General features: G+C 42.0%; 29 protein-coding genes. 10 read left to right on the forward strand and 19 right to left on the reverse strand.

Going from position 1 to position 25,450, the window contains the following annotated elements:
* Positions 1 to 157 precede the first annotated feature (157 nt).
* From soxB to YH65_RS08745, 8 genes are all read right to left on the reverse strand, one after another.
* Positions 158 to 1,933 carry a thiosulfohydrolase SoxB gene (gene soxB, locus YH65_RS08710; protein WP_046551516.1) on the reverse strand — a complete coding sequence of 592 codons (1,776 nt, stop codon included), beginning with the start codon at positions 1,931 to 1,933 and terminating at the stop codon, positions 158 to 160.
* A 9-nt stretch (positions 1,934 to 1,942) separates the two neighbouring features.
* Positions 1,943 to 2,704: a sulfur oxidation c-type cytochrome SoxA gene (gene soxA, locus YH65_RS08715; protein ID WP_046551517.1), complete on the reverse strand. Its 762-nt coding sequence runs from the start codon at positions 2,702 to 2,704 to the stop codon at positions 1,943 to 1,945.
* 3 nt (positions 2,705 to 2,707) lie between these two features.
* Positions 2,708 to 3,046 carry a thiosulfate oxidation carrier complex protein SoxZ gene (gene soxZ / locus YH65_RS08720; RefSeq protein ID WP_046551518.1) on the reverse strand — a complete coding sequence of 113 codons (339 nt, stop codon included), beginning with the start codon at positions 3,044 to 3,046 and terminating at the stop codon, positions 2,708 to 2,710.
* A gap of 56 nt (positions 3,047 to 3,102) precedes the next feature.
* Entirely contained in the window at positions 3,103 to 3,582 is a 480-nt protein-coding gene (soxY, locus tag YH65_RS08725; protein WP_046551519.1) for a thiosulfate oxidation carrier protein SoxY, read from the reverse strand.
* 17 nt (positions 3,583 to 3,599) lie between these two features.
* Positions 3,600 to 4,160, reverse strand: coding sequence for a sulfur oxidation c-type cytochrome SoxX (soxX, locus tag YH65_RS08730; RefSeq protein ID WP_179944232.1), 561 nt, complete (start codon positions 4,158 to 4,160; stop codon positions 3,600 to 3,602).
* A 90-nt stretch (positions 4,161 to 4,250) separates the two neighbouring features.
* Positions 4,251 to 5,420: a sensor histidine kinase gene (locus YH65_RS08735; protein WP_245609186.1), complete on the reverse strand. Its 1,170-nt coding sequence runs from the start codon at positions 5,418 to 5,420 to the stop codon at positions 4,251 to 4,253.
* Positions 5,395 to 6,054 carry a response regulator transcription factor gene (locus YH65_RS08740; protein ID WP_046551521.1) on the reverse strand — a complete coding sequence of 220 codons (660 nt, stop codon included), beginning with the start codon at positions 6,052 to 6,054 and terminating at the stop codon, positions 5,395 to 5,397. Before YH65_RS08740 ends, YH65_RS08735 begins: the two co-directional genes overlap by 26 nt.
* Complete coding sequence (locus YH65_RS08745; RefSeq protein ID WP_046551522.1) at positions 6,051 to 7,157, reverse strand: cache domain-containing protein; 1,107 nt, start codon at positions 7,155 to 7,157, stop codon at positions 6,051 to 6,053. The genes YH65_RS08740 and YH65_RS08745 overlap by 4 nt, the downstream gene beginning before the upstream one ends.
* Positions 7,158 to 7,278: 121 nt before the next feature.
* Here YH65_RS08745 and YH65_RS08750 point away from each other — a divergent pair, with 121 nt between their 5' ends.
* Positions 7,279 to 7,746 (forward strand): DsrE family protein, encoded by a 468-nt coding sequence (locus YH65_RS08750; RefSeq protein WP_046551523.1) that lies wholly within the window; start codon positions 7,279 to 7,281, stop codon positions 7,744 to 7,746.
* Between the two features lie 11 nt (positions 7,747 to 7,757).
* On the forward strand, positions 7,758 to 8,603 hold the full coding sequence (locus tag YH65_RS08755; protein WP_046551524.1) for a metallophosphoesterase family protein: 846 nt from the start codon (positions 7,758 to 7,760) through the stop codon (positions 8,601 to 8,603).
* Here YH65_RS08755 and YH65_RS08760 read toward each other — a convergent pair whose 3' ends face one another.
* The 5 genes from YH65_RS08760 to YH65_RS08780 all read right to left on the reverse strand — a co-directional run bounded on the left by YH65_RS08760 (position 8,604) and on the right by YH65_RS08780 (position 12,000).
* Positions 8,604 to 9,623 carry a sensor histidine kinase gene (locus tag YH65_RS08760; RefSeq protein WP_046551525.1) on the reverse strand — a complete coding sequence of 340 codons (1,020 nt, stop codon included), beginning with the start codon at positions 9,621 to 9,623 and terminating at the stop codon, positions 8,604 to 8,606.
* A gap of 63 nt (positions 9,624 to 9,686) precedes the next feature.
* Complete coding sequence (locus YH65_RS08765; protein WP_046551526.1) at positions 9,687 to 10,091, reverse strand: thioredoxin family protein; 405 nt, start codon at positions 10,089 to 10,091, stop codon at positions 9,687 to 9,689.
* 3 nt (positions 10,092 to 10,094) lie between these two features.
* Entirely contained in the window at positions 10,095 to 11,198 is a 1,104-nt protein-coding gene (dapE, locus tag YH65_RS08770; protein WP_046551527.1) for a succinyl-diaminopimelate desuccinylase, read from the reverse strand.
* A 12-nt stretch (positions 11,199 to 11,210) separates the two neighbouring features.
* Positions 11,211 to 11,555, reverse strand: coding sequence for a rhodanese-like domain-containing protein (locus YH65_RS08775; protein WP_046551528.1), 345 nt, complete (start codon positions 11,553 to 11,555; stop codon positions 11,211 to 11,213).
* 100 nt (positions 11,556 to 11,655) lie between these two features.
* Positions 11,656 to 12,000, reverse strand: coding sequence for a ferredoxin-thioredoxin reductase catalytic domain-containing protein (locus YH65_RS08780; RefSeq protein ID WP_342666051.1), 345 nt, complete (start codon positions 11,998 to 12,000; stop codon positions 11,656 to 11,658).
* Between the two features lie 104 nt (positions 12,001 to 12,104).
* Here YH65_RS08780 and gatC point away from each other — a divergent pair, with 104 nt between their 5' ends.
* The 6 genes from gatC (at position 12,105) to lysS (ending at position 16,689) form a co-directional block, all read left to right on the forward strand.
* Positions 12,105 to 12,395, forward strand: a complete 291-nt coding sequence (gene gatC / locus YH65_RS08785; protein ID WP_046551529.1) for an Asp-tRNA(Asn)/Glu-tRNA(Gln) amidotransferase subunit GatC — start codon at positions 12,105 to 12,107, stop codon at positions 12,393 to 12,395.
* 4 nt (positions 12,396 to 12,399) lie between these two features.
* A complete protein-coding gene (locus YH65_RS08790; RefSeq protein WP_046551530.1) occupies positions 12,400 to 12,750 on the forward strand; it encodes an arsenate reductase family protein in 351 nt (116 codons plus the stop codon).
* 12 nt (positions 12,751 to 12,762) lie between these two features.
* Positions 12,763 to 13,821, forward strand: a complete 1,059-nt coding sequence (locus YH65_RS08795; protein ID WP_046551531.1) for a type IV pilus twitching motility protein PilT — start codon at positions 12,763 to 12,765, stop codon at positions 13,819 to 13,821.
* A gap of 54 nt (positions 13,822 to 13,875) precedes the next feature.
* Positions 13,876 to 14,496, forward strand: coding sequence for a CvpA family protein (locus tag YH65_RS08800; RefSeq protein ID WP_052746166.1), 621 nt, complete (start codon positions 13,876 to 13,878; stop codon positions 14,494 to 14,496).
* A 15-nt stretch (positions 14,497 to 14,511) separates the two neighbouring features.
* Positions 14,512 to 14,958: a Fur family transcriptional regulator gene (locus YH65_RS08805; RefSeq protein WP_046551532.1), complete on the forward strand. Its 447-nt coding sequence runs from the start codon at positions 14,512 to 14,514 to the stop codon at positions 14,956 to 14,958.
* An 87-nt stretch (positions 14,959 to 15,045) separates the two neighbouring features.
* Positions 15,046 to 16,689, forward strand: coding sequence for a lysine--tRNA ligase (gene lysS, locus YH65_RS08810; protein ID WP_046551533.1), 1,644 nt, complete (start codon positions 15,046 to 15,048; stop codon positions 16,687 to 16,689).
* Between the two features lie 91 nt (positions 16,690 to 16,780).
* Here the strand turns inward: lysS and mltB are convergent, their stop codons facing one another.
* The gene (gene mltB / locus YH65_RS08815; protein WP_046551534.1) at positions 16,781 to 17,800 is read right to left on the reverse strand and encodes a lytic murein transglycosylase B; all 1,020 of its coding nucleotides are present in this window, start codon (positions 17,798 to 17,800) and stop codon (positions 16,781 to 16,783) included.
* 14 nt (positions 17,801 to 17,814) lie between these two features.
* Positions 17,815 to 19,032 (reverse strand): cation:proton antiporter, encoded by a 1,218-nt coding sequence (locus tag YH65_RS08820; protein WP_245609187.1) that lies wholly within the window; start codon positions 19,030 to 19,032, stop codon positions 17,815 to 17,817.
* A 115-nt stretch (positions 19,033 to 19,147) separates the two neighbouring features.
* On the opposite strand from YH65_RS08820, the gene YH65_RS08825 reads away from it, so the two are divergent.
* Entirely contained in the window at positions 19,148 to 20,398 is a 1,251-nt protein-coding gene (locus tag YH65_RS08825; RefSeq protein WP_046551536.1) for a serine hydroxymethyltransferase, read from the forward strand.
* 146 nt (positions 20,399 to 20,544) lie between these two features.
* Positions 20,545 to 21,042, forward strand: coding sequence for a DUF1882 domain-containing protein (locus YH65_RS08830; protein WP_046551537.1), 498 nt, complete (start codon positions 20,545 to 20,547; stop codon positions 21,040 to 21,042).
* A 20-nt stretch (positions 21,043 to 21,062) separates the two neighbouring features.
* Here YH65_RS08830 and YH65_RS08835 read toward each other — a convergent pair whose 3' ends face one another.
* The 4 genes from YH65_RS08835 to YH65_RS08850 form a co-directional block, all read right to left on the reverse strand.
* The gene (locus YH65_RS08835; RefSeq protein WP_046551538.1) at positions 21,063 to 21,416 is read right to left on the reverse strand and encodes a metallophosphoesterase; all 354 of its coding nucleotides are present in this window, start codon (positions 21,414 to 21,416) and stop codon (positions 21,063 to 21,065) included.
* Positions 21,416 to 22,438, reverse strand: a complete 1,023-nt coding sequence (locus YH65_RS08840; RefSeq protein WP_046551539.1) for a GSU2403 family nucleotidyltransferase fold protein — start codon at positions 22,436 to 22,438, stop codon at positions 21,416 to 21,418. Before YH65_RS08840 ends, YH65_RS08835 begins: the two co-directional genes overlap by 1 nt.
* Positions 22,439 to 22,884: 446 nt before the next feature.
* On the reverse strand, positions 22,885 to 23,760 hold the full coding sequence (locus YH65_RS08845) for a hypothetical protein (RefSeq protein WP_046551540.1): 876 nt from the start codon (positions 23,758 to 23,760) through the stop codon (positions 22,885 to 22,887).
* The gene (locus YH65_RS08850) at positions 23,757 to 25,262 is read right to left on the reverse strand and encodes an AAA family ATPase (protein ID WP_046551541.1); all 1,506 of its coding nucleotides are present in this window, start codon (positions 25,260 to 25,262) and stop codon (positions 23,757 to 23,759) included. The genes YH65_RS08845 and YH65_RS08850 overlap by 4 nt, the downstream gene beginning before the upstream one ends.
* Positions 25,263 to 25,450 lie beyond the last annotated feature (188 nt).

Below are 25,450 nucleotides of genomic sequence, written 5' to 3' on the forward strand. Positions count from 1 at the left end.
TTCTTCCTTTTTATTTGTTCATCTTTTTGAAAAGATAAGTTTGGCTATAATTAAAAGGTGATATTTACTATCACAACCATGGGTACCCCGTCTACTTTAGAGAAAACTTGCAACGTTCTTTTGGCAAAAGAGGCGAGGTATGGTTTTTAATTCAGCTTTAGCACTTGGCACCTTTTGCAGGACATCCGCAATCATAATCCAATACTTTTACGTTGGACTCCATACTGATATCTACAACTTTCTGTTTACGTATATAATCACTCACTACTTCATAGACAGCACGTATTTTTTTCTCATCCAGGTTTTCACCTGCATTTTGTAAGTTTCCTCCCCATGAAGAGACCCTGTATGTCTTTTTTAGATCGATCGGTTTACCTCCTATCTTGAAATCTGAAATACGTTTTCCCGATGCGGCTGCAACTTTAATGCTGTAGCTTGCACCTGTCAAACGACTCATGTCTCCACCCTGTTGAAGCAATGGATTTTCATTGAATACATTGTCAGCAATGTCTTCCATAAGATTTGCAATCACTTCACCTTTAAGATCGAAAGTATACACTTCCGGATATGTGATCGCTGTCATTTCGTAGACATTGTCTTTGAGTATCTTGTCACCCGGCAGGAGCGTGGTTCCCCATCTGTACCCAGGTGTAAATACGATATCACTTCCCATCTCTGCCTGGATCGCCTGGCCTATAAGTGCATCAAAGGTGGAGTAGAAAGTATCTCTTTTATAAAGGAGCCCTTTCGTCGTTCCCAACACTTCATTAAGCTCCTTGTCAAATGGTGCATACGATTTTGCAACAAGTGCATCCCCCGCTTTATCTGCTGGTATGAGGTTTGAAGCTACAGGCATCAGTTTAAAGTTGTAGCCTGCCACTTTCTTGTCTTTGATATCGATATCCAGTCTGCCTACATATTTACCATGACTGCCTGCAATCAGAATCACAGTATCATTCACGATAATAGGTTTGGGACTAGGATCATGTGTGTGGCCACTCAAGATGAAATCAACACCTTTCACCTTTTTCGCCAGTTCCTGGTCTACAGAGAAACCATCATGACTCAACACAACCACACAATCCACTTTTTTCTCATTACGAAGCTCATCAATGAACTCCTGAAGAGACTCGTGTCTCAGTGCAAAACTCCATCCTTCAGTAAACTTTTTAGGGTTGGCTGTAGAAGTGAACGGGAATGACTGTCCGATAATACCGATCTTCGCTCCACCAACTTCTTTAATGGTATATGGAGGGAAGATCAACTCTTCAAAGTCATCAGAGAAAGGATCGTTGTCAATGACGTTTTGAGAGATAAACTCTCCCTTCAACATCTTGATAAGCTCCATCACTCGCTCTTTACCGTAGGTAAATTCCCAGTGACCTACCATCACGTCCACACCCAGATAATTCTGTGCTTCAACGATGGCCGCCCCGTCCGTCTTCAATGCGACTGCCGTTCCCTGCCAGGTATCGCCACTGTCCAAAAGGAGGACATTCTTTTCGCCTCTCTCTTTTTTGACATGATCAATGATAGGTTTTATGTGGGCAATCCCACCCATTTTACCGAATTTCTCAGCAAGTGTTTCAAAGTCATTATAGGTATCAAAATATTGATCCAGTGAACCAGGTTTAATACCGTAATAACTCTCAAAACTGTCTCCACAGATGAAGCCTGGTGTTCCTACCAGGTTTTTTGCAGAGATCAATGTTGATGGCTCTCTCCAGTAGAGTGGTTTGATATGTGCATGCAGGTCGCAAATATGCAGGATGGTCGCTTTACCTTTGGGTTCAAAATCCACAATATCAGAAAAACTAAGTTTTTTGATACGCTCCTTGCCGGCTTCTCCGGCAAAGAGATTCGTTCCTCCTGTTGCACCCAACAAACCTAATGCTGCTGCAATCTGAAGGAAATCTCGTCTGTTAATATCCATTGTATCCCCTTATCTTTTCAAACCAGGAATGGCAATAGCTTTTTTCTTGTCCTGTGCCAGTTTAGTGACATAGATTTCAAGGCCTACCATTTCTTTGGATCCTATCGGAATCACTTTAAGCAAAGCATTTTTCATACATCCCTGAAATCTTCTTTGCAATGTTCTGAGACTGGACTTCGTCATACGATATGCAGGCCATGTCACTCCAGATCCGGCTTCACCAAGATCAGGAAGAGGTTGTGTTCTAAGCACCATACCCACGATATCTTTACTATGACAGGAGTTACAGGAAAGTCCTCTACCGCCTCTTGCTGTCATAAAGGTCTTTTTACCCAATTCATAGGCCTCTTTTTCATGTGGCTCATTCAAATCAAGATTGGGTACTTCATCATTTGCCAATGATTTCACATATGCCAGCATAGAGAACATTTTTCCACTTTTTAGCTTGAATTTTTTCTTACCCTGCTCTACCTGCATTGCCTGCATTACCTGGTCGAGCCCAACAACATTTCCAAGCTTTTTCACATATTTTGGAAAAGAGGCAATCTCTTTAGGCAACTCTTTTTCACTCACTCCCAAAAATTTTGCAAGTGCCGCTTCGCCACCCAGTTGTTCTTCAAGTATCTCTCCACCCTCTTCCACATAAATATCAGCAGGGTTGTTTTCCAACATTTCTTTATACATTGCTCTGTCAGCATCACTCATAGCAAACTGCTCTCCTGCAGTTGCCATGGTCACCAAAAGAGCCAATGGTAATATCACTCTTTTCATTGCTTATCCTTTTGGTTTAAGTTTTTTGCTTTTACTGTTTTTCTCGCCTGTATTGTCTGTATAGTCCACTGTAATCTTACCTTTTCCAGGTACCTTGAAGTTAACAGAAAAGTAAGGGTTTGTTGAAACAGTTTCCCATACTTTCATCGTAGTGAACGGCTTACCGTCAAAACTGAATGTAATGCTGTCTATATAGTGTGCAGGCTTTACCTTGCCGGTTTTCTTGTCTTTCTTTAAACCTGTATCCATCGGGTGGATGACAATAAAGTCAACTTTTACTATATCTCCCGCTTTATACTTCTTTGGTTTGATCTTTATCATTGATTTTCGTGCTTCTGCCATTTGTTATCCTTTATATACTGTTATTTTTATATTGTGTATTACCAGACCGGCTGAAATCAACCACATCCACCAATCGTTACTTTAACACTTTTTGCTGCCTTTATGAACGTACCGTCACTTAGTTCCGCAACACCGATCACTTCCTGCGTAGAACCCAATTTGATTCTCGTAGCAAAATAGGCTTTGCCATTGGCTGGTGTAAGCATCACATCTACACATCTTGAATTACCGTTTTTTGCAGCAAGTACATGAATAGCCTTGACATAATTTCCCTCTTCCATAGGATAATCGACATTTACTTTGACAGGGACAACCGCACCGTTCTCTGCGATCTCAGGTACAGTAAGTTTTACTTTGTCACTCTCTTTTGCGCCTTTTCCTCCCGTAATTGCATCAATTGCAGCCTCTACCGATAAGGCATTCGGGCCCTTTGGCACTGCTTTTTTTGCTTCTTCTGCCATAAGTACTGCAGGAGTTACTGTCGCAACTACCGCCGAAACTGCTGCTATACTTTTTATAAAACTTCTTCTTTTCATACTTTACCTTCCTTTTATTACTTTTTCTTTTTCTCGGATACTACATACGATGTAAGATCACATATTTCCTGCTCATTGAACAGTTTGGTTGTAAGATTTACAGTCATGTGTGTATCTGGGTTGTCTATCCTCGGATCTGCTATCTTTTGAAATACAAATGGATAATCTCTCGTTTTTGTATCAATGAACATTGCTTTGTATCCTGTCAGGTCAGGACCGATATTTCCGGCACCTTTGGCACCTTCTATATTGTGGCACGCCACACAGTTTCCATACTGTTTAGGCTTTTTTTTGCCATTCTTCTCAACAAATTTTGCCAATCCTTTTGGTGGCTTCTTTTTTGCTTTTTTCCCATTCAGATTATGGAAAATATACTCTCCTCTTGCGATGGACGCCGCATCTGTTGTTACGCACCCTTTGGGCATGGTATATTTCGTCGGTTTGGCAAGTTTGTCTTTTTCTATCAGCTTGCTTGCATCGGGCATTTCATATGCTTTGGTCAAATCTACTGCATTCACCAGTGATGTTGATGAAATCAAGATTGCAGCAACAGTAACAAGTTTGATTTTTCTTTGCATTTACACTCCTTTTTTTATAGTTACGGAAGTATCATAACAAAGAAGTGTAAAAAAACTGTAAAAAATTAAATGTATGATTATTAAAATAAATTATTGACTTGGAAATGTGTAGGTAAAGGTCGTTCCTTTACCAGGTATTGACTTGACGTCGAGGCCTATATGTTCTTCTTCTGTAATCTGTTTAACAATATTCAGGCCTATACCAAAACCGCCCTTGGCCTCATCTTCCCTGTAATATCGGGAAAAGATCTTTTGCACATTCTTTATGCCAACGCCATGGTCTTCAACCTCAAATACGACCCTGCCCTCTACAAGCCTCAGCGAGATAAGCACCCGGGTATCGTTGTTGCTGTATTTAATGGCATTGGAGATAGTGTTGTCCACGATGCGCTGCAGTTTCGTTTTTGAACAATGATACATCACCCCATTTTCAATATGGATATCAAGCACAATATTTTTCAGGTTGGCAACTTCTTGAAAATAATCTACCCTGTTTTGAACGAACTCTCCCATATCGATCATCTTTTTTGTGTACTCTATCCGCCCCTGCTTGATGAGGTAATCCATATCATTATAGATGGTTGCAAGCGTTTTGGAAGCAGACTTTATGCGAGAGAGGTATTTATTGTCTCCATTTTTCCCGACAAAAAGGTCTACATTGAGATTGATGATGCTCAGAGGTGTATTGATCTCGTGCATGGAATCTTTGATAAAGTTGTCCAACTGCCTGTTCAGTTTTTCAAAAGGTACAGAAAAATTACGCAACAGCAAAAGAGAGAAAATGAAAAGTGCAATGAAAATAGCTATCAGAACTGAAAAAGCATACAGATAGATACTACTGGAAGTATGTACCGTTTCAACCAACAATATTGATGCTCCAAAATAATAACCTTTCGGCAGAGGATAGACATAATAGTATCGGTTTGCATAATGGTGAAAGCCCTCGGTAAGTGTATTTGGCTTAAAATCCAATGTTGAAAAGATCGTTTTATACCTTTCATCATAGAGTGCCGCACTATACTCTTTATACCTTGGGAAATGGTATATTTTGTCACTGTTTTTATAGTTTTGCATGGAAAGCATGATCTCTTTTGCCTTGGAATCCAGAGAAAGCTTAACTTTTGCCTCGTCGATCTGCAGTAAAAGACCGACATAAGTGATCAGGGGTACGATCAGTAAAACCGCTAATACCAACGAATAGATAATTGCATATTTACGGGCAAATTTACGGGCATCAAAAATCAATACTGTATCCCACACCACGGATATTTTTGATAAAATCATGTTTCAGTTTTTTACGCAGAGTACCGACCTGTACACGGATATTGGTCGGGTCGATCCATTCACCCCATATCTCTTCCCAGAACATTTCATACGATACGACATTCCCTTTCTGCTTGATAAGCAGTTCGAGTATCTTCGCTTCTGTTTTTGTAAGTATGATATCCTCATCTCCAAAAGAGAGTTTTAATTTTTTAAGATCATAACAATACCCAAAGGGGAGTTCGATACGTTCGTCTTGGGAAGAGAAGCAGTATGTTTTAATGACCTGTTCCACCCGCAACCTGAGTTCGGCAAGGTCAAACGGTTTGCGTATATAATCACATGCTCCACACTCATAACCACGGGTTAAATCTTCTATATCTGTTAAAGAAGTGATGAAAATCGCCGGTACTGTCACCCCCTCTTTTCGCAACATATCGAGTATTTCGAAACCATTCTTTTCGCCCAATACCTTTACATCCAGCAACAGCAGGTCATATACAGTTTCATAGATGGAATCGTAAGCTTCCTCAGAGTGGGCAAAGCAGTTCACCTCATACCCACTGTCTTCAAGAAACTCTTTCATACTCAAGGCCAGCATTGATTCATCTTCCAGTATAAGTATTTTCATTTTATCACCCCAGTCTTCTTTTCGTTATGTTTATTGGAAAGTATGATATCGATCAGTTCTTCTTTGTTGTACTCCCCAAGAATACTTTTTGCTTCAGATTCAAACTCCTGTTTGTCTTCTTTCTTCAGTCGGGGAAGCAGTTCAATCAGTTCTTTGTCGTATCCGTTTCTAAAACTGCCAAAAGGGTGTGCCCATGAAGCAACAACATTTTGCATATCTTCATCTGAAAACTGCGTAAAGAATGAAAAACCTTGCTTTTCATTTTCATAATTCTTCAATGCTTTTTGGGAAAGTGCAAGTACATACACACCTATTTTATCCCCCTTCCCGTTATGCATAGGCTCTAAAAGATAATAAGTACCCTCATGCAGCATATACGTTTTTTTTTCAAGTTTGTTCCAGTCTATTGCCTGTAATTTTTCTTTCCCTTGCTGATAATAATTCTGGTTAGCCAGAATATGGTTATGTATCACTGGAAAATTGCGCATTAATGCAGCCTGTTCCAGAAAACGTTCATCCATCAGCGCAAAAAGTTCTATGCCTTTTCTGCGGAGTTTTACCGAAAATTCATCAATCAACTTAATCGCTTCGAGATACCCTATGAGTTTTTTTCCGCTGCGTACGGGGATGGTGGCCTTAAATGTCAACAGCCTTCCTATTTCCATTCCCACTTTGGGTTGCTTATTATGTTTCAATTCCTGCAAATCATCCCTGAACCACCAGATGGGCATACCTTCAAATCCTTCGTTCCAGCTTCGTGCAAAAATATAGAAGTCTGGTGTAAGCAGCTGTATGCGAAGGGACTGGAGGTGCGTATATTTTTTAAAGCGTCGGGTAATATTCCGCAGAATCTCATATCCCTGGGATTCGTTATCGTTCAGGAGTGCATTTTTAATAGCTGCATCTTCTGCCAGAGCCAGGGAAAGCGACAACAGGTCTGTCATTTCATAAGCAAGTCCGGCTCTGAAGTTCGATATGATGTGGTCACCCAGCGTTTCCAGCCTGGCTTCCCTTGTCTGTTTAAAAAAGAAAAAAACCGATGAAAAGAGAATGACCAGTATAAAAAAGGTAATCCAAATAAATATTTTATTATAGTGCTTCATTATTTTAATCCTACGAAACAAACACTGTATTTGGGCTTAACGCAAGCAATAACCATAGAGATTTTATAGCTCTTTATACTTTTTTTACACTTTTTTGATATAAATTTTGTGAAGGATATCAATGAAAAAGATTCTTATCATATTACTTTTGGCATGTGCCATCCTCCATGCAGAGGAAGAGACAGCACAGGTTGTTTACGACCTTACGACGGGGAACCTGAAGACATTTGAACGCAAGTTACTTAAAGGTGTTGTTGCCAATAAAGCACATTATGAAGGCAAGCTCAAAGAGCTTAATGTTGTCGTGGTCATCCATGGTGGAGCCTATAAGTTCTTCACAAAAGATCCGATCCATTCCATTTTCAAAAGGGACAATGCCCTTATGGAAAATCACAAAACACTTGCCAAACGCATCAAATCCATGGTGAAGAATTATGATGTGGAATTTCTTATGTGCGGTGCCGGTATGTCCAAAAATAAACTGCAAGCAAAAGATATATATAGTTTTGTTAAAATAATTCCTAATTCCACCATTGGACTCATAGACAAACAGAATGAAGGATATGCTTATATCCCCATTGGTGACTAAAAGGAGCCATTATGGCAACAATTACAAGAAGAGGTTTTATGAAAGGGGCACTGGCAGTCAGTGCTTTCCCGCTTGTCTCCCCTGCAAACGAAGCGGAGGAAAACAACCGTCTTAAATTCATCCATATTACAGATTCACATATGGATCTCAGCAACGATGAAAGTGTAGAAGCCATGGAACTCATGGTGGCATTCGTCAATAAGAATTATCCTGATCTGGATTTTGTTCTTTTTGGAGGCGACAACTTCAACAACAATGTCAAAGGCAATTCCGATGCGTTGAAATTCAAAGAAATCATTGGAAAACTGCACTGCCCCTCCTATGTGGTCCGAGGCAACAAAGAATCTTCGCCGAAGCCAAATGACAGTATCCATCTAAATGAATTCAAATCCCTATTTATGGATGACAAAGCACTGACCGTACAGGGAAAAGACTGGCTGCTGGAGAAAAAAGGAGTACAGATACTGGGCCTGGACAGCTGCATAGAGAATGCCAATAACGGAATCTATACCCAAGAAACGATTCATTTTGCAAAAAAAGTTTTAAATGCCGGAAAACCCTCAATTATCCTCAACCACCATCCCTACACCAATTACTGGAAAGGAACAGAGGAGAAGGATCTGCACAAATATGTACTGAACAACACAAAAGAAGTACAGCAGGCTCTCTTCTCCTATCCCAATCTTATACTTACGCTCTCAGGGCATAAACACATAGATTCCGTCACACAGATCAAGCATGTTAAAGTTGTGGTTACCAGAGGATTTATAAGACCCCTGGATATGGATATGTATCCAATGCGTTATATTGAAATCCATGCTGGAAAGGTTCAGGAGAAATTGATCTATACTGCCTGATCAGAGCCCGAAGGAGAAGGTGGACCCTTCCTCCAGTTTACTCTCAATATCCAGTCTGCTGCCGTGCAGTGTCAAAATGGTTTTTACGATGGAGAGTCCCAGCCCCATGGAATTGTCCCAGTTGTGAGTACCGGAACGGTAGAATTTCTTCGTCACTTTTCCCAGATCCTTTTCACTGATCCCTGTTCCTTTGTCGATAACGGATATACGGTCATCTTCGATCTTGACTGTGACGATATCTTTGGAATACTTCAACGCATTTTCAATCAGGTTCTTCAGTACCAGTTCGATGAGCGTACGGTCCGCTTTCATCATTCGGTCTTCCCCTATGATCTCGACCTCTCTGTCTTTATAGGCTTCCTGCAGTACCATTTTTACCTCATTGGCCAGAGAAAGGATGCTGAAGGAACTTTTATGCAGTGTCGCTTCACCGCTCTCAAATTTGTTCCACAGGATAAGCCGTGAGAGCAGGTCTTCTATTTTCTGACCGTTATTATAGACTTTGCCAAGAAATTTCTCCTGCAGGACTTTGGGAATGTTCGGATCCTCCTGCAATGTCTGTGAATAACCCATAATGGAAGCAATGGGGTTTCGGAACTCATGCGCAATGGCTGAGAGCATATCGGCACGTTGGCGGTTTTTGAGTTTAAGTTTGGCATTGTAACGCTGTTTGATATCTTCACGTTTTTTGGCACTTTTGAGGACACGGATAAGATTCTCGTTGATCTCTTCGAATTCCCGCGTAAAGAAGCGTGTCTCGTAATCGATCTTCTCTATCTCGTCAAGATTCTTGAGATATCTGTTGATCACTTCAAGCTCGTTCTGCATACGTTTGGCACCGCGGAAAATGGAGAAGATAAAAATAGCGAAAGCGATGCCAAGCAAAACAATGGAAAGGAGTATATCCTCCCGTTCCTGCATAACGACTACGATGAGGACAGAAAATAGGATAAAAAGGAATACGCCGAGTGTCACCAGTCTGGCCATGACATATTCGGTAAATTTCGGTTTACTGAACACCTGTTTCCTCCTCCTTTAAGAACTACCTGAAACAGACAGGGAAAATCCGATCTCACGGGTAGATCACTTCTGTGCAGCTCTTTTCTCTTCCACCGTAGTGATAAAGCTGAGGAAGTCATCCACATCATAATATCCGACCAGTTTCTGGATCACCTCTTTGTCTGCATTCATAAAGAAGATGGTCGGTACGCCGTCGATCTTAGGCAGTGTTTTCACTGCTTTCTTATCTTCCTCCATGACACGGACAGTCACATAGTTGGAAAGCTTCTTTTCCACACCTTCGTCACCCAGTGTACGGTAGCGCATTTTTTTGCACCATTTGCAGTGCTCGCCCTCTACCATGACCATAACGATCTTGTGCTCTTTCCCCGCTTTTGTAAAAGCTGAAGAGAGGTCTTTCTGCCAGTCGAGATCGGCAAAGAGCTGTGTAAACATCAAAAAGACAGAGAGCAGTAAAATTTTTTTCACGGTTTATCCTTGGCTAAAATGGGTGATCGTCTCCCTGAAAACTTCATAAAGCTTTTCAACTTCTTCGATCGTCGTTCTTTCATTCGGTGCGTGGATCGTGTCGTTGATCACGCCGAATTCAATGACATCAATACCATAGGCAGCGATAAACCTCGCATCGCTTGTACCGCCTGCGGTAGAGTGCTTTGGCGTGATACCGCAGACCTTTTGAATACTTCTATCAAGCGTATGCACGATCGGCCGGTCGGGATCCGTCAGGAACGGCGTGGCAGACTGGTTGAGTGTCAGATCGTAATCCATACCGTTAAAATAGGTATGCACGAATTTCTCCACATCTTCAAGGGTCGTTTCAGTCGAGTTGCGGACATTGAACATCATTTTGAGTTTGCCCGGTGTGACATTGGTCACTTCCATACCGGCACGCAGGTCAGTGATAACGAACTGACTCGGTCCAAAAAACTCGTCACCCTCGTCTAAATTCACTCCCGCCATCATTGGCAGTACCTGTGCCACCTTGTGAATGGGATTTTTCGCTTTCTCCGGATAGGCTGCATGCCCCTGTATGCCATGTTTTTCTATCACACCGTTGATGGAACCTCTCCGTCCCACTTTGATCGCATCACCAAAGATTTTTTCACAGGTCGGTTCTGCCACGATGCAGGCATCGGGAAGCATTCCAATCTCTTTAAGATACCCAAGCATGATCTGCGTACCGTAGGTAGCATCACCCTCCTCATCCGAAGTCAAAAGTATGGAAAGCCTTCCGGAAAAATCCTCACACTCTTTCACCGCCTGCAGGAATGCGGCGACACCGCTTTTCATATCCTGCGCCCCACGGGCATAGATCTTTCCCTCTTTGATCACGGGAACGAAGGGATTGGTATGCCAACCATCACCGGCAGGAACGACATCGACGTGGCCAGCAAAGCAGAGATGGGGTCCCTCGGAGAATTTTTTGGTCAAAAAGAGATTCTTTACTCCCTCTTTGTTCACATACGTCGCTTCGTACCCTTTAAGATAGGATTCTATGAATGCCAGGGAACCTGCATCATCGGGTGTAACGGATTTGAAGCTCAACAGCTTCATTAAAAGATCGACGACATTCATTTATGCTCTTTTTTATTTTTCTATTTCACCGCGATACGATACGATCCCGCCGATGTGGTTCAATGTTTTACTGTGTCCGTTCTGGGCGAAGACCTGCTGCACCTGTCCGCTTCTGTTGTCCGTCCGACAGGTAAATATGATAGTTTTGTCTTTGTATGAATCAAAAATTTCCTGGGCCCACTGCTGGAACGTGGATGTTGGCCTTAACATATCCACACCTTTGATGTGGCCCATGTTGTACTCCATATCTTCCCGTACATCGATAAGCAGAAAATCGACTTTACCTTCTTCTCTGGCCTTCAACAGTGTTTCCAGTTCTGCGGAACTGACATGGTTTTTCTCAAGAAGTTCTTGCATGCTACACTCTCCTTCATTGCATGGGAAATCCCCATGACGTTAAAATAATCGCGTATTGTACCCTATCTTCTTAAAAGCAACCGAACATTACAGGGCCCTGCTAACTGTTTTCTGCCACGTATTCAGGTGTGCAGAAAATACCACAGTGACACTTCCCTTCATTGGGGATCTCATCGTTCAGTGCCTGGGGACAGGGACAGATACGGTCATCGGAACTCTTGAATTTACCCGGCTTGGACTCATCGGGTTCTACCATGAAACAGGGGCAGAATCTTTTACCGTAAAGCATTTTGTGTCTGGCCAATCCAAGCTGTACGCCTTCATTGACATCCTCCATAGGATGGTATTTGAATCCGAACTGCTCACATACTTTATCCGTAAATTTTTTAGTCTTTTCCAGTTCTGCCAAAAATTCGGGGGAACTCATATCCAGTTGCTGCATCATCTTTTTTCCTTCTATATAATAATCTTTTTCAATATTATAGTTATATCTTAAACCAAATTAATATATAATAATATAGTTACAATATAATCATAAAAAGGAAAATTGTGCAGATAGACAACACTGTTTTGGAAAAACTCGAAAAACTCTCCCATCTTCGTATCGATACGTCCAAAAAAGAGGAAGTGATGGGCCAGTTGAGCGAGATTCTCGGCTACATCGAAAACCTTAACGAACTCGATACGGAACATCTCGATGCAGCATTTTCAACCCTTCAGGGAGGGACACCCTTGCGAGAAGATACCCCCAGGGAAGAAAACGGGATAGCAAAAGAGATCCTTTCGCGTGCACCCCAAAGCAAAGATGATTTTTTCATCGTACCTGCGATCATAGAATAGAGCAATGATCAAAATTTACGGTATCAAAAACTGTGACAGTGTCCGAAAAGCACGCAAGTTTTTCAAGTCACACGGCATTCCTCATGAATTCATCGATTTTCGTGAGACACCTGTCACAGCGGAGACCATCGACAGCTGGCTTCAATACTCTGATATCAATACACTGTTCAATACACGGGGTACGACCTACAGAACCCTCAAACTTAAAGAAAAGAACCTTTCTGACGATGAGAAATGCCAGTGGCTGGCCAAAGAGAATATGCTCATTAAAAGACCGGTCGTTACATTTGAAAAGCATGTTATAATCGGGTATAATGAGTCACAGTATCAAAATTTACTATCAAAGCACACATAAAAGGATCCCTGCATGGCTGAATTCGACATCAAAAAACTGTTACAAAGTGTTGTGAAACATGGCGCATCCGACCTTCACCTGGTCACGGATGCGGAACCCCAGATAAGACTCGACGGTGCACTCAAGCCGGTCAATCTTCCCAAACTGACCGGTGAAGATATCGAAGAGATGTGCTATTCGATGATCACTGAGAAACAGAAGCAGCATTTTGAAGAGCATGATGAGCTTGACTTCGCCCTGTACCTGCCGGGGATCGGCCGCTTCAGAGCGAACTACTACCGTACCCTTGGCAATGTCGCTGCTGCATTCAGGGTCATTCCCATCGAGATCCCTTCCCTCGATGATCTGGGTACACCCCTGATTTTTAAAAAGCTGATCAAACGTGAAAAAGGGCTCATCCTTGTGACCGGGCCTACAGGTTCGGGTAAGTCGACCACACTGGCCGCCCTTCTGAACGAGATCAATCTCAATGAACAGAAACATATTATTACGGTTGAAGATCCTGTGGAATTCATTCATACCAATAAAAAGTGTGTCTTCTCTCACAGAGGGGTCGGAGAGGATACCAAAAGCTTTGCCACGGCTCTCAAATTTGCCATGCGTCAGGATCCGGATGTCATCCTGATCGGGGAGATGAGGGACAAAGAGACGATCGAAGCGGCACTGACCGCGGCGGAGACAGGCCACCTCGTCTTCGGCACACTGCATACCTCTTCGGCACCGGGAACCATCAACCGTATCATCGATGTATTCACCGGTGATGAACAGCCCCAGATCAGAGCTATGATATCCACCTCGCTTGTTGCTGTCATCGCTCAGTCACTTCTGCCAAAACTTGGCGGAGGACGTGTTGCTTCACATGAAATCCTTGTGACCAACCATGCGATCTCCAACCTGATCCGTGAAGACAAGGTACACCAGATCTATTCGCAGATGCAGCTCGGTCAGGAAGGTACAGGTATGCAAACACAGACCCAGGCGCTCCTTAAATATATCAGAGACGGAAAGATCAGTCGCGAGATAGCCATACAGTTCTCCAACAAGCCAGAAGAACTCACGAAAGCCCTCTAACAGCTTGACAGGGTACAATACGAAAATTTTAGTGAGGAAGAGGAACATACAGTAATGGAAAATTTTTCAATGGTCGATTTCAACTATTTTGATGTTACCATAAGTGCCATCGTCCTGCTCTTGGGTATCAAAGGCTTTATGAACGGTTTCATCAAAGAGATCTTCGGACTTGCAGGACTGGTTGCAGGGGTCTATTTGGGATCACGCTTTGCCGATACGGCAGCAACTTTCATCAATGACAATTTTCTGCAGATGCAGAACCCTACCCTGCTCAAACTTCTCGGATTCCTCGCAGTGCTGATCATTGTCTGGCTGGGAGCGACGCTGCTGGGTTCCATTCTCTCCAAACTGACAAGTGCAAGCGGACTCAGTTTCATCGACAGGCTTTTCGGTTTCATAGCAGGCGGTGGAAAATATTTCATCATTTTTGCCCTGATCGTAACGGCACTCTCCAATGTCACTCTGGTCAAGGAGAACCTTGGCAAATATGTCAAAGACTCCCTGTTATACCCCTACCTTCTGGAAGTAGGCTCCAAGATCATCCATCTTGACCCTGCCTCTCTGGGACTGGGCAATGCCTCCAAAACCAAAATGCTTAAAGATATTGCGAACCTCAACAGAGACAAAGAAAACAACAGCTCGGCAGAGAACAATACTTCTGCCCCCGCACAGTAAAGGGGATACACAGTCATGATCACCTACCCGATTCTTCTTGAGAAGTTCAAAGCACTCTTAAAGAGCAATTCACTCAAGTTCACCAAGCAGAGAGAATTGATCTTGAAGTTCCTTTATGAAAATGAAGGGCATTTTACACCGGAAGATATCTATATGCTCATCAAAAAAGAGTACCCTGATGTCAATATAGGAATCACAACGGTCTATAGAACACTTACCCTGCTGGAGAATGAGGGAATCGCCAGTTCCATCTCTTTTGGTGTACAGGGAAAAAAATATGAACTGGGGCTCAAAAAGCATCATGACCATCTTATCTGTACCTCTTGCGGCAAGATCATTGAATTCTATGATGACACCATTGAGAGACAGCAGGAAAAAATCGCAGAGAAATACAACTTCAAGATGACCGATCATACCATGAAAATCATTGGCCTTTGTGAAAAGTGCCGAAACCAAAAATAAACTACATACGTCATCCTGAACTTGCACCCCAAGGGCATTTCCGATGGGCATTCAGGACAAACATTATATTCTACTACAGGAGAGACCTTGATATTTGACAACCAATATATTCAGGAACGAATCAAAAAAACAGAAAAACTCAGAGAAGAGGGAATCAACCCCTATCCGGCCAATACTGTAAAAGGCATGCCCTCTTCAGATTTTTTTGAGCACTATGCCTATGTAAAAGAACAAACGGCAGACGAGAAAAAAGATGAACAGCAGATTGTTACATTGACCGGACGTATCAAATTCATACGCATCATGGGGAAAGCCGCTTTTGCCAAGATAGAAGATTCTGACGGCCTTGTACAGATCTACTACAACCGAGACGACCTTCCCGAAGGCTACTACAACACTGTAGCGAAGAAACTTTTCGAAGTGGGTGATATTATTGAGGCGACAGGCTATCCTTTCGTAACACAGACAGGCGAGCTTACATTGCACTGCAGGGATCTCAAGATTGTCTCCAAGGCCATTATGCCGCTTCCGGAAAAGTTCCACGGCCTGACCGACCATGAGATCCGCTACCGACAGCGTTACCTTGACATGATCATGAACCCGGAGGTCAAAGAGACTTTCATCATGCGTTCCAGGATCGTTTCACTCATCAGACGCTTCTTTGAAGATCACAGCTTCCTCGAAGTCGAAACACCGATGATGCACCCCATCCCCGGCGGTGCAAATGCCAAACCCTTTGTGACCCATCACAATGCACTGGGAGTGGACAGATACCTGCGTATCGCTCCGGAACTCTACCTCAAACGTTTGACGGTAGGAGGGATGGAAGCGGTTTTCGAGATCAACCGAAACTTCCGTAACGAGGGAATGGACCAGACACACAACCCGGAATTCACCTCCATCGAGTTCTACTGGGCCTACCACAACTACCTTGACCTGATGCAACTGACCGAAGAGCTTTTCGAGTACATTTTTGCCCAGCTTCAGATGGACAAGACCATCACCTACGGCGAGTATGAGATCGACTGTTCAACACCTTTTGCCAAAGTACCCTTCGTAGAAGCACTGACCAGCATCGGTGAGGTACCCAAAGAAGTTGCCAACGACAGGGAAAAAGCGATCGCCTACCTTAAAGAGCATGGTGTGGAGGTAAATCCGAACCTTACGCTGGGCTACCTTCAGGCAGAGCTTTTTGACGAGTTCGTCGAAGGCAAGCTGATCAACCCGACCTTCATTACCGACTACCCTATCGATATTTCGCCACTTTCAAGAAGAAGCGATGACAATCCTGACATTGCAGAGCGTTTTGAGCTTTTCATGGCAGGTAAAGAGATCGCCAACGGATTCAACGAGCTCAACGACCCGATCGACCAGTTCGAGCGTTTTAAGGCACAGGCTGATGCCAAAGAGGCGACCGGTGACGAAGAGACTATGCATATGGACCTCGACTTCATAAGGGCACTGGGGCACGGTATGACACCGACTGCCGGAGAGGGTATCGGTATCGACCGTCTTGTCATGATGCTGACCAACAACCACTCCATCCGTGACGTCATCCTCTTCCCGGCCATGAAGCCAGAAGCAAAACTTGAAGAGGCCAAAGCGGAGATCGCCTGCAAAAAGTGCGGTAACACCAATGAAGAGGAGCTCAAACCTGCCAAAAAAGGCAAAGGGTTCTTCTGTAAAGATGCAGCGGCCTGCAACAAGAGAGCACAGGAGAAGAAAGCCTGATTTTTCGGCATGTGATTACGCACCCTACGCGGTTTTTCTAAATCGGTATTTTCAATGTAGGGTGGATTTATTCATCATTTATACAGGCTTTTTACCTGAGATAGTTTCCGTACTTCTTCCTATATCCCTTTTTTAATTTTTCCGCCAGCTGGTAGACCGCCATTGCATAATAGTTACTGTGGTTATATCGTGTGATCACATAGAAGTTGTGCGCACCGTACCAAAGCTCATCAAAACCATACCGTTTCAGCCTGATCAAATGTACCTTGCCATGATAATCGAAATTCCATTTGGGAGATATGTTTTTAAGTGAGGCACGGGAATATTTGTATTTGTACCCTGTCCTTTTCCCTGTAAAACGTTTTCCGGGGTAAGAAACCCTTACGGCAACCGGCTGCCCTCTTCGCCATCCGTGACTTTTAAAGTAGTAGGCGACACTTCCTATGGCATCTTCAGGACTGTTCATTCTTTTTTTGCCATCTTTGTTGAAGTCGACAACAAAGGTCCTGTAATTACTCGGCATAAACTGTCCCAGCCCGATCGCGCCGGCAAAAGAGCCTTTGACATTTTGCGGGTTGACCTTTTCCCTGCGTGTCATCAGAAGGAACTCTTTGAGTTCGGAACGGTAGAACCTCTGCCGTCTGTTCTTTTCAAATGCCAGTGTCGTCAGGGTATCCAGCACAGGGAATTTACCCGTATTTTTTCCAAAATGGCTCTCTATACCGATGATCGCAGCAATATATTCGGGCTGTACTCCGTATTTTTTATAGGCCCGCAGAAAGGTTTTTCTGTATTTATGCATATATTCTATGCCCAGATCGGTCTTGGAAGATTTAAGAAATATCTCTTCATAGCGGTCCCACGAGCCCTGCTTCTTTCTTCTTTTGGGCGATTTCCACTTCTTTCTGTATTGCGGCACATAGATGGCAAGCGCCCTTCTCTGGAACTTCACATGGGAAAAAAGATTGTTCAGATAGCTTCGGTTGAAGTGATAATGTTTGACCATCCTGCCTATGAAGACACGGACTTCACGTTTTTTCGTGTAATCCTTGGACCAGACCGTGGAGCTGAACAAAAGAACGGCAAACACTGCTATAACTATTCGTTTCATCTGTGCAAATGCTCCTATATTTTCTCATAGGCTGTTTTGATCAGCAGTGGCGGCAGCATCGTGGTCAACACGATTACCACGATGAGCGCCGTATATATCTCATTCTCAAAGATCCCGCTGGCACGGCCTATCTCTGCAAAGATCAACCCTACTTCACCGCGTGGCACCATGGAGAGGCCGATGATCATCCTCTTTCTAACGCTCAGACTTTTCAGCAACAGAGGAAACAGCATCTTCCCTATGACAGAAACAAGCAGGATCGTTCCGCCGAAAAACCAGATATGCGATTCACTCCAATCGATCTTCTGCAGGTTGATGGAGAGCCCTACCGTTACAAAGAAGATCGGAGTGAAAAGCAGCACGATGGGACGAATCTGCTTCTCTATTTTGTCGGCAAAATGCCTGTCCTCACCTATCATGGCACCAAAAGGAAGAAAAAAACGTCTTGAGAGTGCGAGTCCGGCGGCGAATCCGCCTATGATCTCCGGTGCGCCCATCTGATGTGCCATCCAGGCAAAAAAGAGTACCAGGGAGATGATCGCCGTGGGGATAAGCCCGGGGTAATTCGTCCGGGTATCATATTTCTGTATCACTACCGCCATAAGTTTCGCAGCCACAGGTGCAATGATGAAAAAGGCTGTGATAAAGAGAAGGACCCGCCCGGTATCGAGCAGGTTCACTTCACCGCTTTGAGAAAAGTCATAAAGGATCGCAAGCAGGACCACACCGAAAACATCATCGAGGACTGCAGCACCCAGTATGATCTCACCCTCTTTGCTCTGATTCTTTTTCAAGTCTTTGAGCACACGCACAGTGATACCGATACTCGTAGCCGTGATCGTTCCCCCTATGAAAAGAGATGTGATCAGATTGAGATCGAAAAGATAAAAAGAGAGTGCCGCACCCAGCAACAGAGGAACAACAAAACCGCCTATCGCCACAAGCGTAGCGCTCCATCCGCTCTCCTTGAGCCTACGAAGGTCTGTCTCCAATCCTACATCGAAGAGCAGCAGTATGATCCCTATCTCGGCAAGCATCTTGATGGTGTCATTCAGGCTTACCCAGCCCAGAATGCTCGGTCCCAGAAACAGACCGGCAGCCAGTTCGCCCAGTACGGGCGGAAGACCGATACGCCCAAAGAGTTCTGCAAAAATGCGCGCGCCTACCAGTATCAACAATAGAATGAGAAAAAAGTCATGTGCCTGCATAATGGGTATTATAACAGAACTCATTACCGTTTGTACCTGAAGGCGTTATTTGAAAATAGACCAGGAACAACGCTACTCTAATATAGCCCTTAGAGGAATTTTGATATAAATACATTTAAATTATTCCTAAAGGAACATAATGTCATATGCCATAGAAACGTTTGACCCTGAGATCTTCCAGGCGATCGAAAATGAACTAGAGAGACAGACGAACCACCTTGAGATGATCGCATCAGAGAACTTCACCATTCCTGCTGTCATGGAAGCAATGGGTTCTGTATTTACCAACAAATATGCAGAGGGTTACCCGTACAAGAGATATTACGGCGGATGCGAATATGCCGATGTGGTAGAACAGCTTGCTATCGACAGGGCCTGCGAACTCTTTGACTGCAACTATGCAAATGTACAGCCCCACTCCGGCTCACAGGCGAACGGTGCCGTCTATGCGGCGCTGATCAAAGCCGGGGACAAAATACTTGGTATGGACCTCAGCCACGGCGGTCACCTCACTCACGGCTCAAAACCCAGTTTTTCCGGTAAAAACTACCACAGCTTTACCTACGGTGTCGAGCTTGACGGGCGTATCAACTATGACAGAGTCATGGAGATTGCAAAGATCGTACAACCGAAGATCATCGTCTGCGGCGCTTCCGCCTATGCCAGAGAGATCGACTTCAAGAAGTTCAGGGAGATCGCCGATGAAGTAGGCGCGATCCTCTTTGCGGACATCGCGCACATCGCGGGCCTTGTCTGTGCCGGTGAGCACCCAAGCCCCTTCCCGTATGCCGACGTGGTCACGACAACGACACACAAAACACTTGCAGGACCTCGTGGCGGTATGATCATGACCAACGATGAAGACATTGCCAAGAAGATCAACTCTGCCATCTTCCCGGGTCTCCAGGGCGGACCGCTTGTTCATGTAATCGCTGCCAAAGCAGTCGGTTTCAAGCACAACCTTTCTGATGAATGGAAAGTCTATGCAAAACAGGTAAAAGCCAATGCCAACAAGCTGGCTGAAGTACTGGTAGCCAGAGGTTACGACGTCGTTTCCGGCGGAACAGACAACCACCTTGTGCTTGTCTCCTTCCTCGATAAAGAATTCTCAGGGAAAGATGCTGATGCGGCACTCGGAGCTGCGGGTATCACTGTGAACAAGAACACGGTTCCGGGAGAGACAAGAAGCCCGTTCGTGACTTCAGGTATCCGTATCGGTTCGCCTGCATTGACAAGCCGTGGTATGAAAGAAGCGGAGTTTGAGATCATCGCCAACAAGATCGCTGATGTACTCGACAATGTCAACGACAGCGAACTGCATGCAAAGATCAAAGAGGAAATGAAGGAACTTGCTTCCAACTTCGTGATCTACGATAAGCCGATCTACTAAAAGGACGCTTTTTGAACAGAGTCCAACAAAGCTACGCTGACGCTGTGTCGACTTACGACTCGGTATTTAGTACCTCGCTTGCACTGCAATTTAGTTGCTTGTCAGCAGTCGGCTCACGCAACTTGTTGCGTTAAAGAGTCACGCTTTTGAAGGTATTTGATTTAGATCTCAACGACGGTCACTACTACATCAAACACAATACGATCGTCGAAAAGATCCATTTCGACAATCGTACCTTCTATGCCAAGTTCGAGCGCATAGAAGAGCCCCTCACCCCGCTTCTGCTTACCCAGCACCTCAACAAACAGTATACCATCGCCGCACCGCTTCTGGACAAAGAGGGGCTCACCAACTATCTTGTACTCGAGTACAGAGGCGATGAGCACCAGCGTTTCTACTACCTTGTCAAACAGCTCTTCAGAACATTTGGCATAAAAGACTACCACATCTACCGGGGTAAGCATGAAGAAACCATCCAGGTCTTCATAGAGGTCAAACCGCTTACACTGCAAGAGGCTGACGATGCACTGCAAAAGATCTCCGATGCCCTCAAAGAGAAACTGGGGAAGAAGTGGAAAACACTGCCTTCTGCCTCCCTGCCTGAAGCATATAATATCGTTACGCTCCCCTATAAAGAGATTTAAGTTAACGTACTTATTAAATTTCAGGATGTCTTGGTAGGCTTATTTGTCTTCTCGTCCATTCTGAGTTCTTCAAGCCGTCTATTAACCTTCACAACTTCACCCGTCTCTACACAGTAAGCTGAAAGCTCTCCAAAACCATAGGTGTTTGAGTAGCATCCTGTATCTACATTCACATAACTCTTTTCTATCTCTACTCCAAACTCCACAGGTGTATGTCCTCCCTCATGTACAAACCTCACAACATCTCTGCTTTTTGGCCCTCTGTCTATGAGGTCTCCTACAAAAACAAGTCTGGCATTTTTCGGCAGTCTGTCCACCAATGTACAAAGCGTATCGTAATGCCCGTGTACGTCTCCTATGATGTATGTTCTCACTACACCATTTCCTTCATGTATATCTCTACAAGCTCTTTTTTAAAGTGTTTCATCGATTCAAGTTCCTGTAAAATGTTTATATTGACCATATACTCTTTGATCAACTGTGTCACCAGACGAGCCTGCGCCTCATCTCTGTTTTTTTTGAGTATGTTTCTGTCACTAACGGTTGAGAGCCAGTATTTGTAGACGGCAAACTCCAGTGGATGAATGGTAGAGAGTATGGCGCACTTACCATTATCTGCAATAACCATACTTTTGAAGATGCGCGAATTTTCCAGCCATTGCATCCCCTCCATGGTCAAAGAAAGCACATTGGTAAAACCATCTGCCAGTGCTTCGCCGCCAAATGCATCTTTTTCCTGAACAGGACTTAGTACTTCAAGCAGTACCCCCTCTTTGTTTCTAAACCGGTAAGGGACATCCCCATCGGGTTCAAAACTCTTATCTATAAGTTTGATCATCTCTGTCAGCTTACCCTGTGGCAACACTTCATCAAATACCACCGACAATGCTTTACTATGTTTGTTTAGCAGGTCTATGTCATCGGTCGCCAAATTTTCCTCTTCTATAAACACTCCACAATACGATTCATAAGCATACAATGCATTCGTTCCAATGAGTATCATCTTCTCATCCAGACCAAGTTCGTTTATTTTACGGTATATATTTACCAGGGCATTGGGTACACGGGTGAGCTGTTCTATTTTGGAAAGTTTACGGGCTCTTTCCAGTTTGGATTCAAGCTGTGCAATTTCCTCTTTGAGCATCGCTTTTGATCGCTTAAACTCCTCATATATTTTTATAGTCTCCGCATTTTTGGCTCCGAGTGAGACAACCTTGTTTGTAGAGGAGCGCTTTTTTGTCAAATACTCTTTTCCCCCTACCTTCTTCCAGTACATGCTGATATGATACTCTCTAAGATAGCGCTGCCGCTTCTGGATGTAGTATTCGTAAAGCTGCTGTGTATTGATGTAATGTTTACGCTGAGATGCGGTATATTCTGTAAAATGAAAGGACATTTTTACCTGCTTTTTACATATTGTACCAAAAAATATAATTTTTTTAAAATTTGGTACAATTTAAAATTCTGAAAGGCAGTAATTTATATATAAAAGTAGCCTGCTCCCTTTAACCTCTTACACTGCAAGAGGCTGACGATGCACTGCAAAAGATCTCCGATGCCCTTAAAGAGAAACTGGGAAAAAAATGGAAAACCCTTCCCTCCGTCTCACTGCCTGAAGCGTATAATATCGTTACACTGCCCTATAAAGAGATTTAAGTTAACGCACTCATATTATCCAAAAACATTCCTGCTCCAAAACCTTATAAATTTATATATTTTATAAGGTTTATCGCTGTAGTAATATTTAGAAACTATAAATATGTAAACAAGTATATGAGCCTTTATAAAATAGGCTAAATAATATTGCAATTTCAAGTTTAAGAATAGATTATTTTTTTCATTTTAGAGTCCATCATCATGTTCTCCAACTCCATAAAACTTTTTCAACTTTATATAGTTATTTTCAAAAGTAAAATGAAGTCGTGTAGATGTTGGTCGTGGAGTAATACGAATCCTTACCTCTTCACCGATAGTTTCTTCTTGTAAAGCGCTTGATACGGCTTGGCTCCGTGTCATAGATAACCTTTGTTTAATTGCATTTATCAAAGCTAATTTATAACGTAAATCGATGGTGAGAATACTTCTAATAAAAGTATCTGTAATTTTCAATATATAGGTATTTTTTTCTGAATAAGTACAAAATATTACAATATTTTCAAATGCTTCTTTTTCATTAATACCTTGTGGCCAAATATGGTTGATAAAATCAACATTCTTAAGCCATTTTGAAAATATGTTTTCTCCTTTTACACGTTGAGTGTTATCGGGAGAAGAACATGAATATTGATATTCTGAGTTCTCAGGTATTACTTGATTTTGGCCTAATAACATAGAAAAATTTTGATCTTCGAAAACTAATGTTCCACATAATTCTTTAAAACTTTCATTAAATCTATCAGATTCTATTAATGCTGGTATAAATTGACAAACATCATAAGGACAATTAGTATCAATAAAAGTTTTAGATGAATGAAACTTTTTATAAATAATTGGAACTAATACATTTCTTGCGTCTATATTAGTACGCCAAGGTGGAAGTCTTGGGTTATCCCATAAAAGAGATTCTAATTCATAACTCCAAAAAAACATAGAGTCTCTACATTCATCAATAAACTTTAAGCAATCTAAAAAATACTGCAAGTATTTATCTTTTTGGGTTTCATCCTCCCAACTTACTTCATCAATATAAACAATATTTGGATCGATTACAAAATTCATTTTTGTATTTTCTGTCGTCTTTTATTTAGACCTGCTAATATAATTTTTTCTTGTTCTGAAGCTGTTTGGTCAAAAAAATCTTTGGGCCAATTAACTACACCTTGTATTGGGTCAATATCAATCTCCTGAATTTTAGCTCCGTTTTCGCCTGGTTGCAGAAAATAGATTGCTATGAAATCTTGTATTCTATTATTTTCATCTTCCACTATTCTTCTTACTAATCTATTGATAATGTGTTCGCTATGTGTCTCTACAATTACATTTTTTTGGGATAGAGCTAATGATATAAAATAATCTGCCATTTGCATTTGTAGTTTAGGATGTAGATGAATTTCTGGTTGTTCTAATAATAATGTTTGTTGTTTACTCATTCTTAAACCTTCTAAAACGATTGGGAAAATTTGACTAATCCCAAAACCAACATCTGCAATGTTTATTTTAGTTTCATCAAATTTATTCGCGTTAAGGTTTAGGTGTATCATTTCATCTTTAACATCAGAACCAAATCCTTCAATTCCCATTATATTAAGCCATTCATCTACCGCTTTACCAACTGTTAAATCTTTCTTTTCAAAATCAGATTGGTCATTATTATAGAAATAATGGTTTTTTATCTGATTCTCATATTCTGTAATATATAAATATGCAGAATTTTCACCTTTTAAGCCAATTTCTGTAACTTCATCTTCATATACATATCTTCGAGACGCCTCTTCCCTTAAAGGCCCAATATATGAATATGTTGTAAATAATGCTTGTAATAGTTCTTTATATCGATAAAAGAAAAAATGTAAATTACTTATATTATTTGAATCAGTTGTAGATGTTAATTGAATCTTTGGTATTAGATTATTAAAAGCACAGTTTGCTTTTGTATTACCAGAAATTGTTTGTGTATCTTTTGAAAAATGTGCCGATATGTTTTTCCAAGTTATTGAATATCTATTACCCTTAATCCATCTAAAGGTTATATGTTGTCGTAATATATTTGATTCATTAAATAAACCAGCTGTTTTAAGTGGTGTCTCAAAATGAATACTATAATTTAATACTCGAATAGGTCTAATAACTTTATTTTTCTTGGATGCTATAGACTTAAATGAAAGGGAAATTATTATTTTTGTTTTTTCAAATAATACTTCATCTTTAGTATTTTCTACTATTTCCTTTATCAAATATCTAAATGGGATTCCTGATACTGTTTGTAAGTTAAGATTATGAAATGTATCAAGGTTATAGATAAATTTAAATTTAACAATATTATCTTTTTTCTTTTCATAAACTAAGTTCTCAAATGAGCCAAGATGAACATACTTACCATTTGATAAAAATGCTTGGTTATTAGCCTGAGACTCTATGGTTTGTTTAATTGATAGAATACTTTGTAATAGTGTACTTTTTCCACAGCTATTAGTACCACAGAAAATGGTTATTGGCTTTATTCGCAAGTCATCTAATTTTTTAAAAGATTTAAAGTTTTCAATACTAATTTCATTAATCATTATAATTATCTTTCATATTGGTAGTGCATAATTATTGTTAATTAATTATACAGGATATTCTAATAAATGCAATTTTTATTATCTCATTCTGTTTTCAGTTTTTAGATTCTTAATTCTGCCACATTTTGGATAGGTTCTAGATAAAAATCTATCAATCATAACGACATAATAAAAACCTTCTAGGTTGA

Origin of the sequence: Sulfurovum lithotrophicum (assembly GCF_000987835.1) — a bacterium.
In the GTDB taxonomy this organism is placed as follows: domain Bacteria; phylum Campylobacterota; class Campylobacteria; order Campylobacterales; family Sulfurovaceae; genus Sulfurovum; species Sulfurovum lithotrophicum.

Bases quoted from the DNA above. Each gene is read 5' to 3' on its own strand.
- soxB (WP_046551516.1), bottom strand. From the start codon at position 1,933: ATGGATATTAACAGACGAGATTTCCTTCAGATTGCAGCAGCATTAGGT.
- soxA (WP_046551517.1), bottom strand. From the start codon at position 2,704: ATGAAAAGAGTGATATTACCATTGGCTCTTTTGGTGACCATGGCAACT.
- soxZ (WP_046551518.1), bottom strand. From the start codon at position 3,046: ATGGCAGAAGCACGAAAATCAATGATAAAGATCAAACCAAAGAAGTAT.
- soxY (WP_046551519.1), bottom strand. From the start codon at position 3,582: ATGAAAAGAAGAAGTTTTATAAAAAGTATAGCAGCAGTTTCGGCGGTA.
- soxX (WP_179944232.1), bottom strand. From the start codon at position 4,160: ATGCAAAGAAAAATCAAACTTGTTACTGTTGCTGCAATCTTGATTTCA.
- YH65_RS08740 (WP_046551521.1), bottom strand. From the start codon at position 6,054: ATGAAAATACTTATACTGGAAGATGAATCAATGCTGGCCTTGAGTATG.
- YH65_RS08745 (WP_046551522.1), bottom strand. From the start codon at position 7,157: ATGAAGCACTATAATAAAATATTTATTTGGATTACCTTTTTTATACTG.
- YH65_RS08750 (WP_046551523.1), top strand. From the start codon at position 7,279: ATGAAAAAGATTCTTATCATATTACTTTTGGCATGTGCCATCCTCCAT.
- YH65_RS08755 (WP_046551524.1), top strand. From the start codon at position 7,758: ATGGCAACAATTACAAGAAGAGGTTTTATGAAAGGGGCACTGGCAGTC.
- dapE (WP_046551527.1), bottom strand. From the start codon at position 11,198: ATGAATGTCGTCGATCTTTTAATGAAGCTGTTGAGCTTCAAATCCGTT.
- YH65_RS08775 (WP_046551528.1), bottom strand. From the start codon at position 11,555: ATGCAAGAACTTCTTGAGAAAAACCATGTCAGTTCCGCAGAACTGGAA.
- YH65_RS08780 (WP_342666051.1), bottom strand. From the start codon at position 12,000: ATGATGCAGCAACTGGATATGAGTTCCCCCGAATTTTTGGCAGAACTG.
- YH65_RS08790 (WP_046551530.1), top strand. From the start codon at position 12,400: ATGATCAAAATTTACGGTATCAAAAACTGTGACAGTGTCCGAAAAGCA.
- YH65_RS08795 (WP_046551531.1), top strand. From the start codon at position 12,763: ATGGCTGAATTCGACATCAAAAAACTGTTACAAAGTGTTGTGAAACAT.
- YH65_RS08800 (WP_052746166.1), top strand. From the start codon at position 13,876: ATGGAAAATTTTTCAATGGTCGATTTCAACTATTTTGATGTTACCATA.
- YH65_RS08805 (WP_046551532.1), top strand. From the start codon at position 14,512: ATGATCACCTACCCGATTCTTCTTGAGAAGTTCAAAGCACTCTTAAAG.
- mltB (WP_046551534.1), bottom strand. From the start codon at position 17,800: ATGAAACGAATAGTTATAGCAGTGTTTGCCGTTCTTTTGTTCAGCTCC.
- YH65_RS08820 (WP_245609187.1), bottom strand. From the start codon at position 19,032: ATGAGTTCTGTTATAATACCCATTATGCAGGCACATGACTTTTTTCTC.
- YH65_RS08825 (WP_046551536.1), top strand. From the start codon at position 19,148: ATGTCATATGCCATAGAAACGTTTGACCCTGAGATCTTCCAGGCGATC.
- YH65_RS08840 (WP_046551539.1), bottom strand. From the start codon at position 22,438: ATGTCCTTTCATTTTACAGAATATACCGCATCTCAGCGTAAACATTAC.
- YH65_RS08845 (WP_046551540.1), bottom strand. From the start codon at position 23,760: ATGAATTTTGTAATCGATCCAAATATTGTTTATATTGATGAAGTAAGT.
- YH65_RS08850 (WP_046551541.1), bottom strand. From the start codon at position 25,262: ATGATTAATGAAATTAGTATTGAAAACTTTAAATCTTTTAAAAAATTA.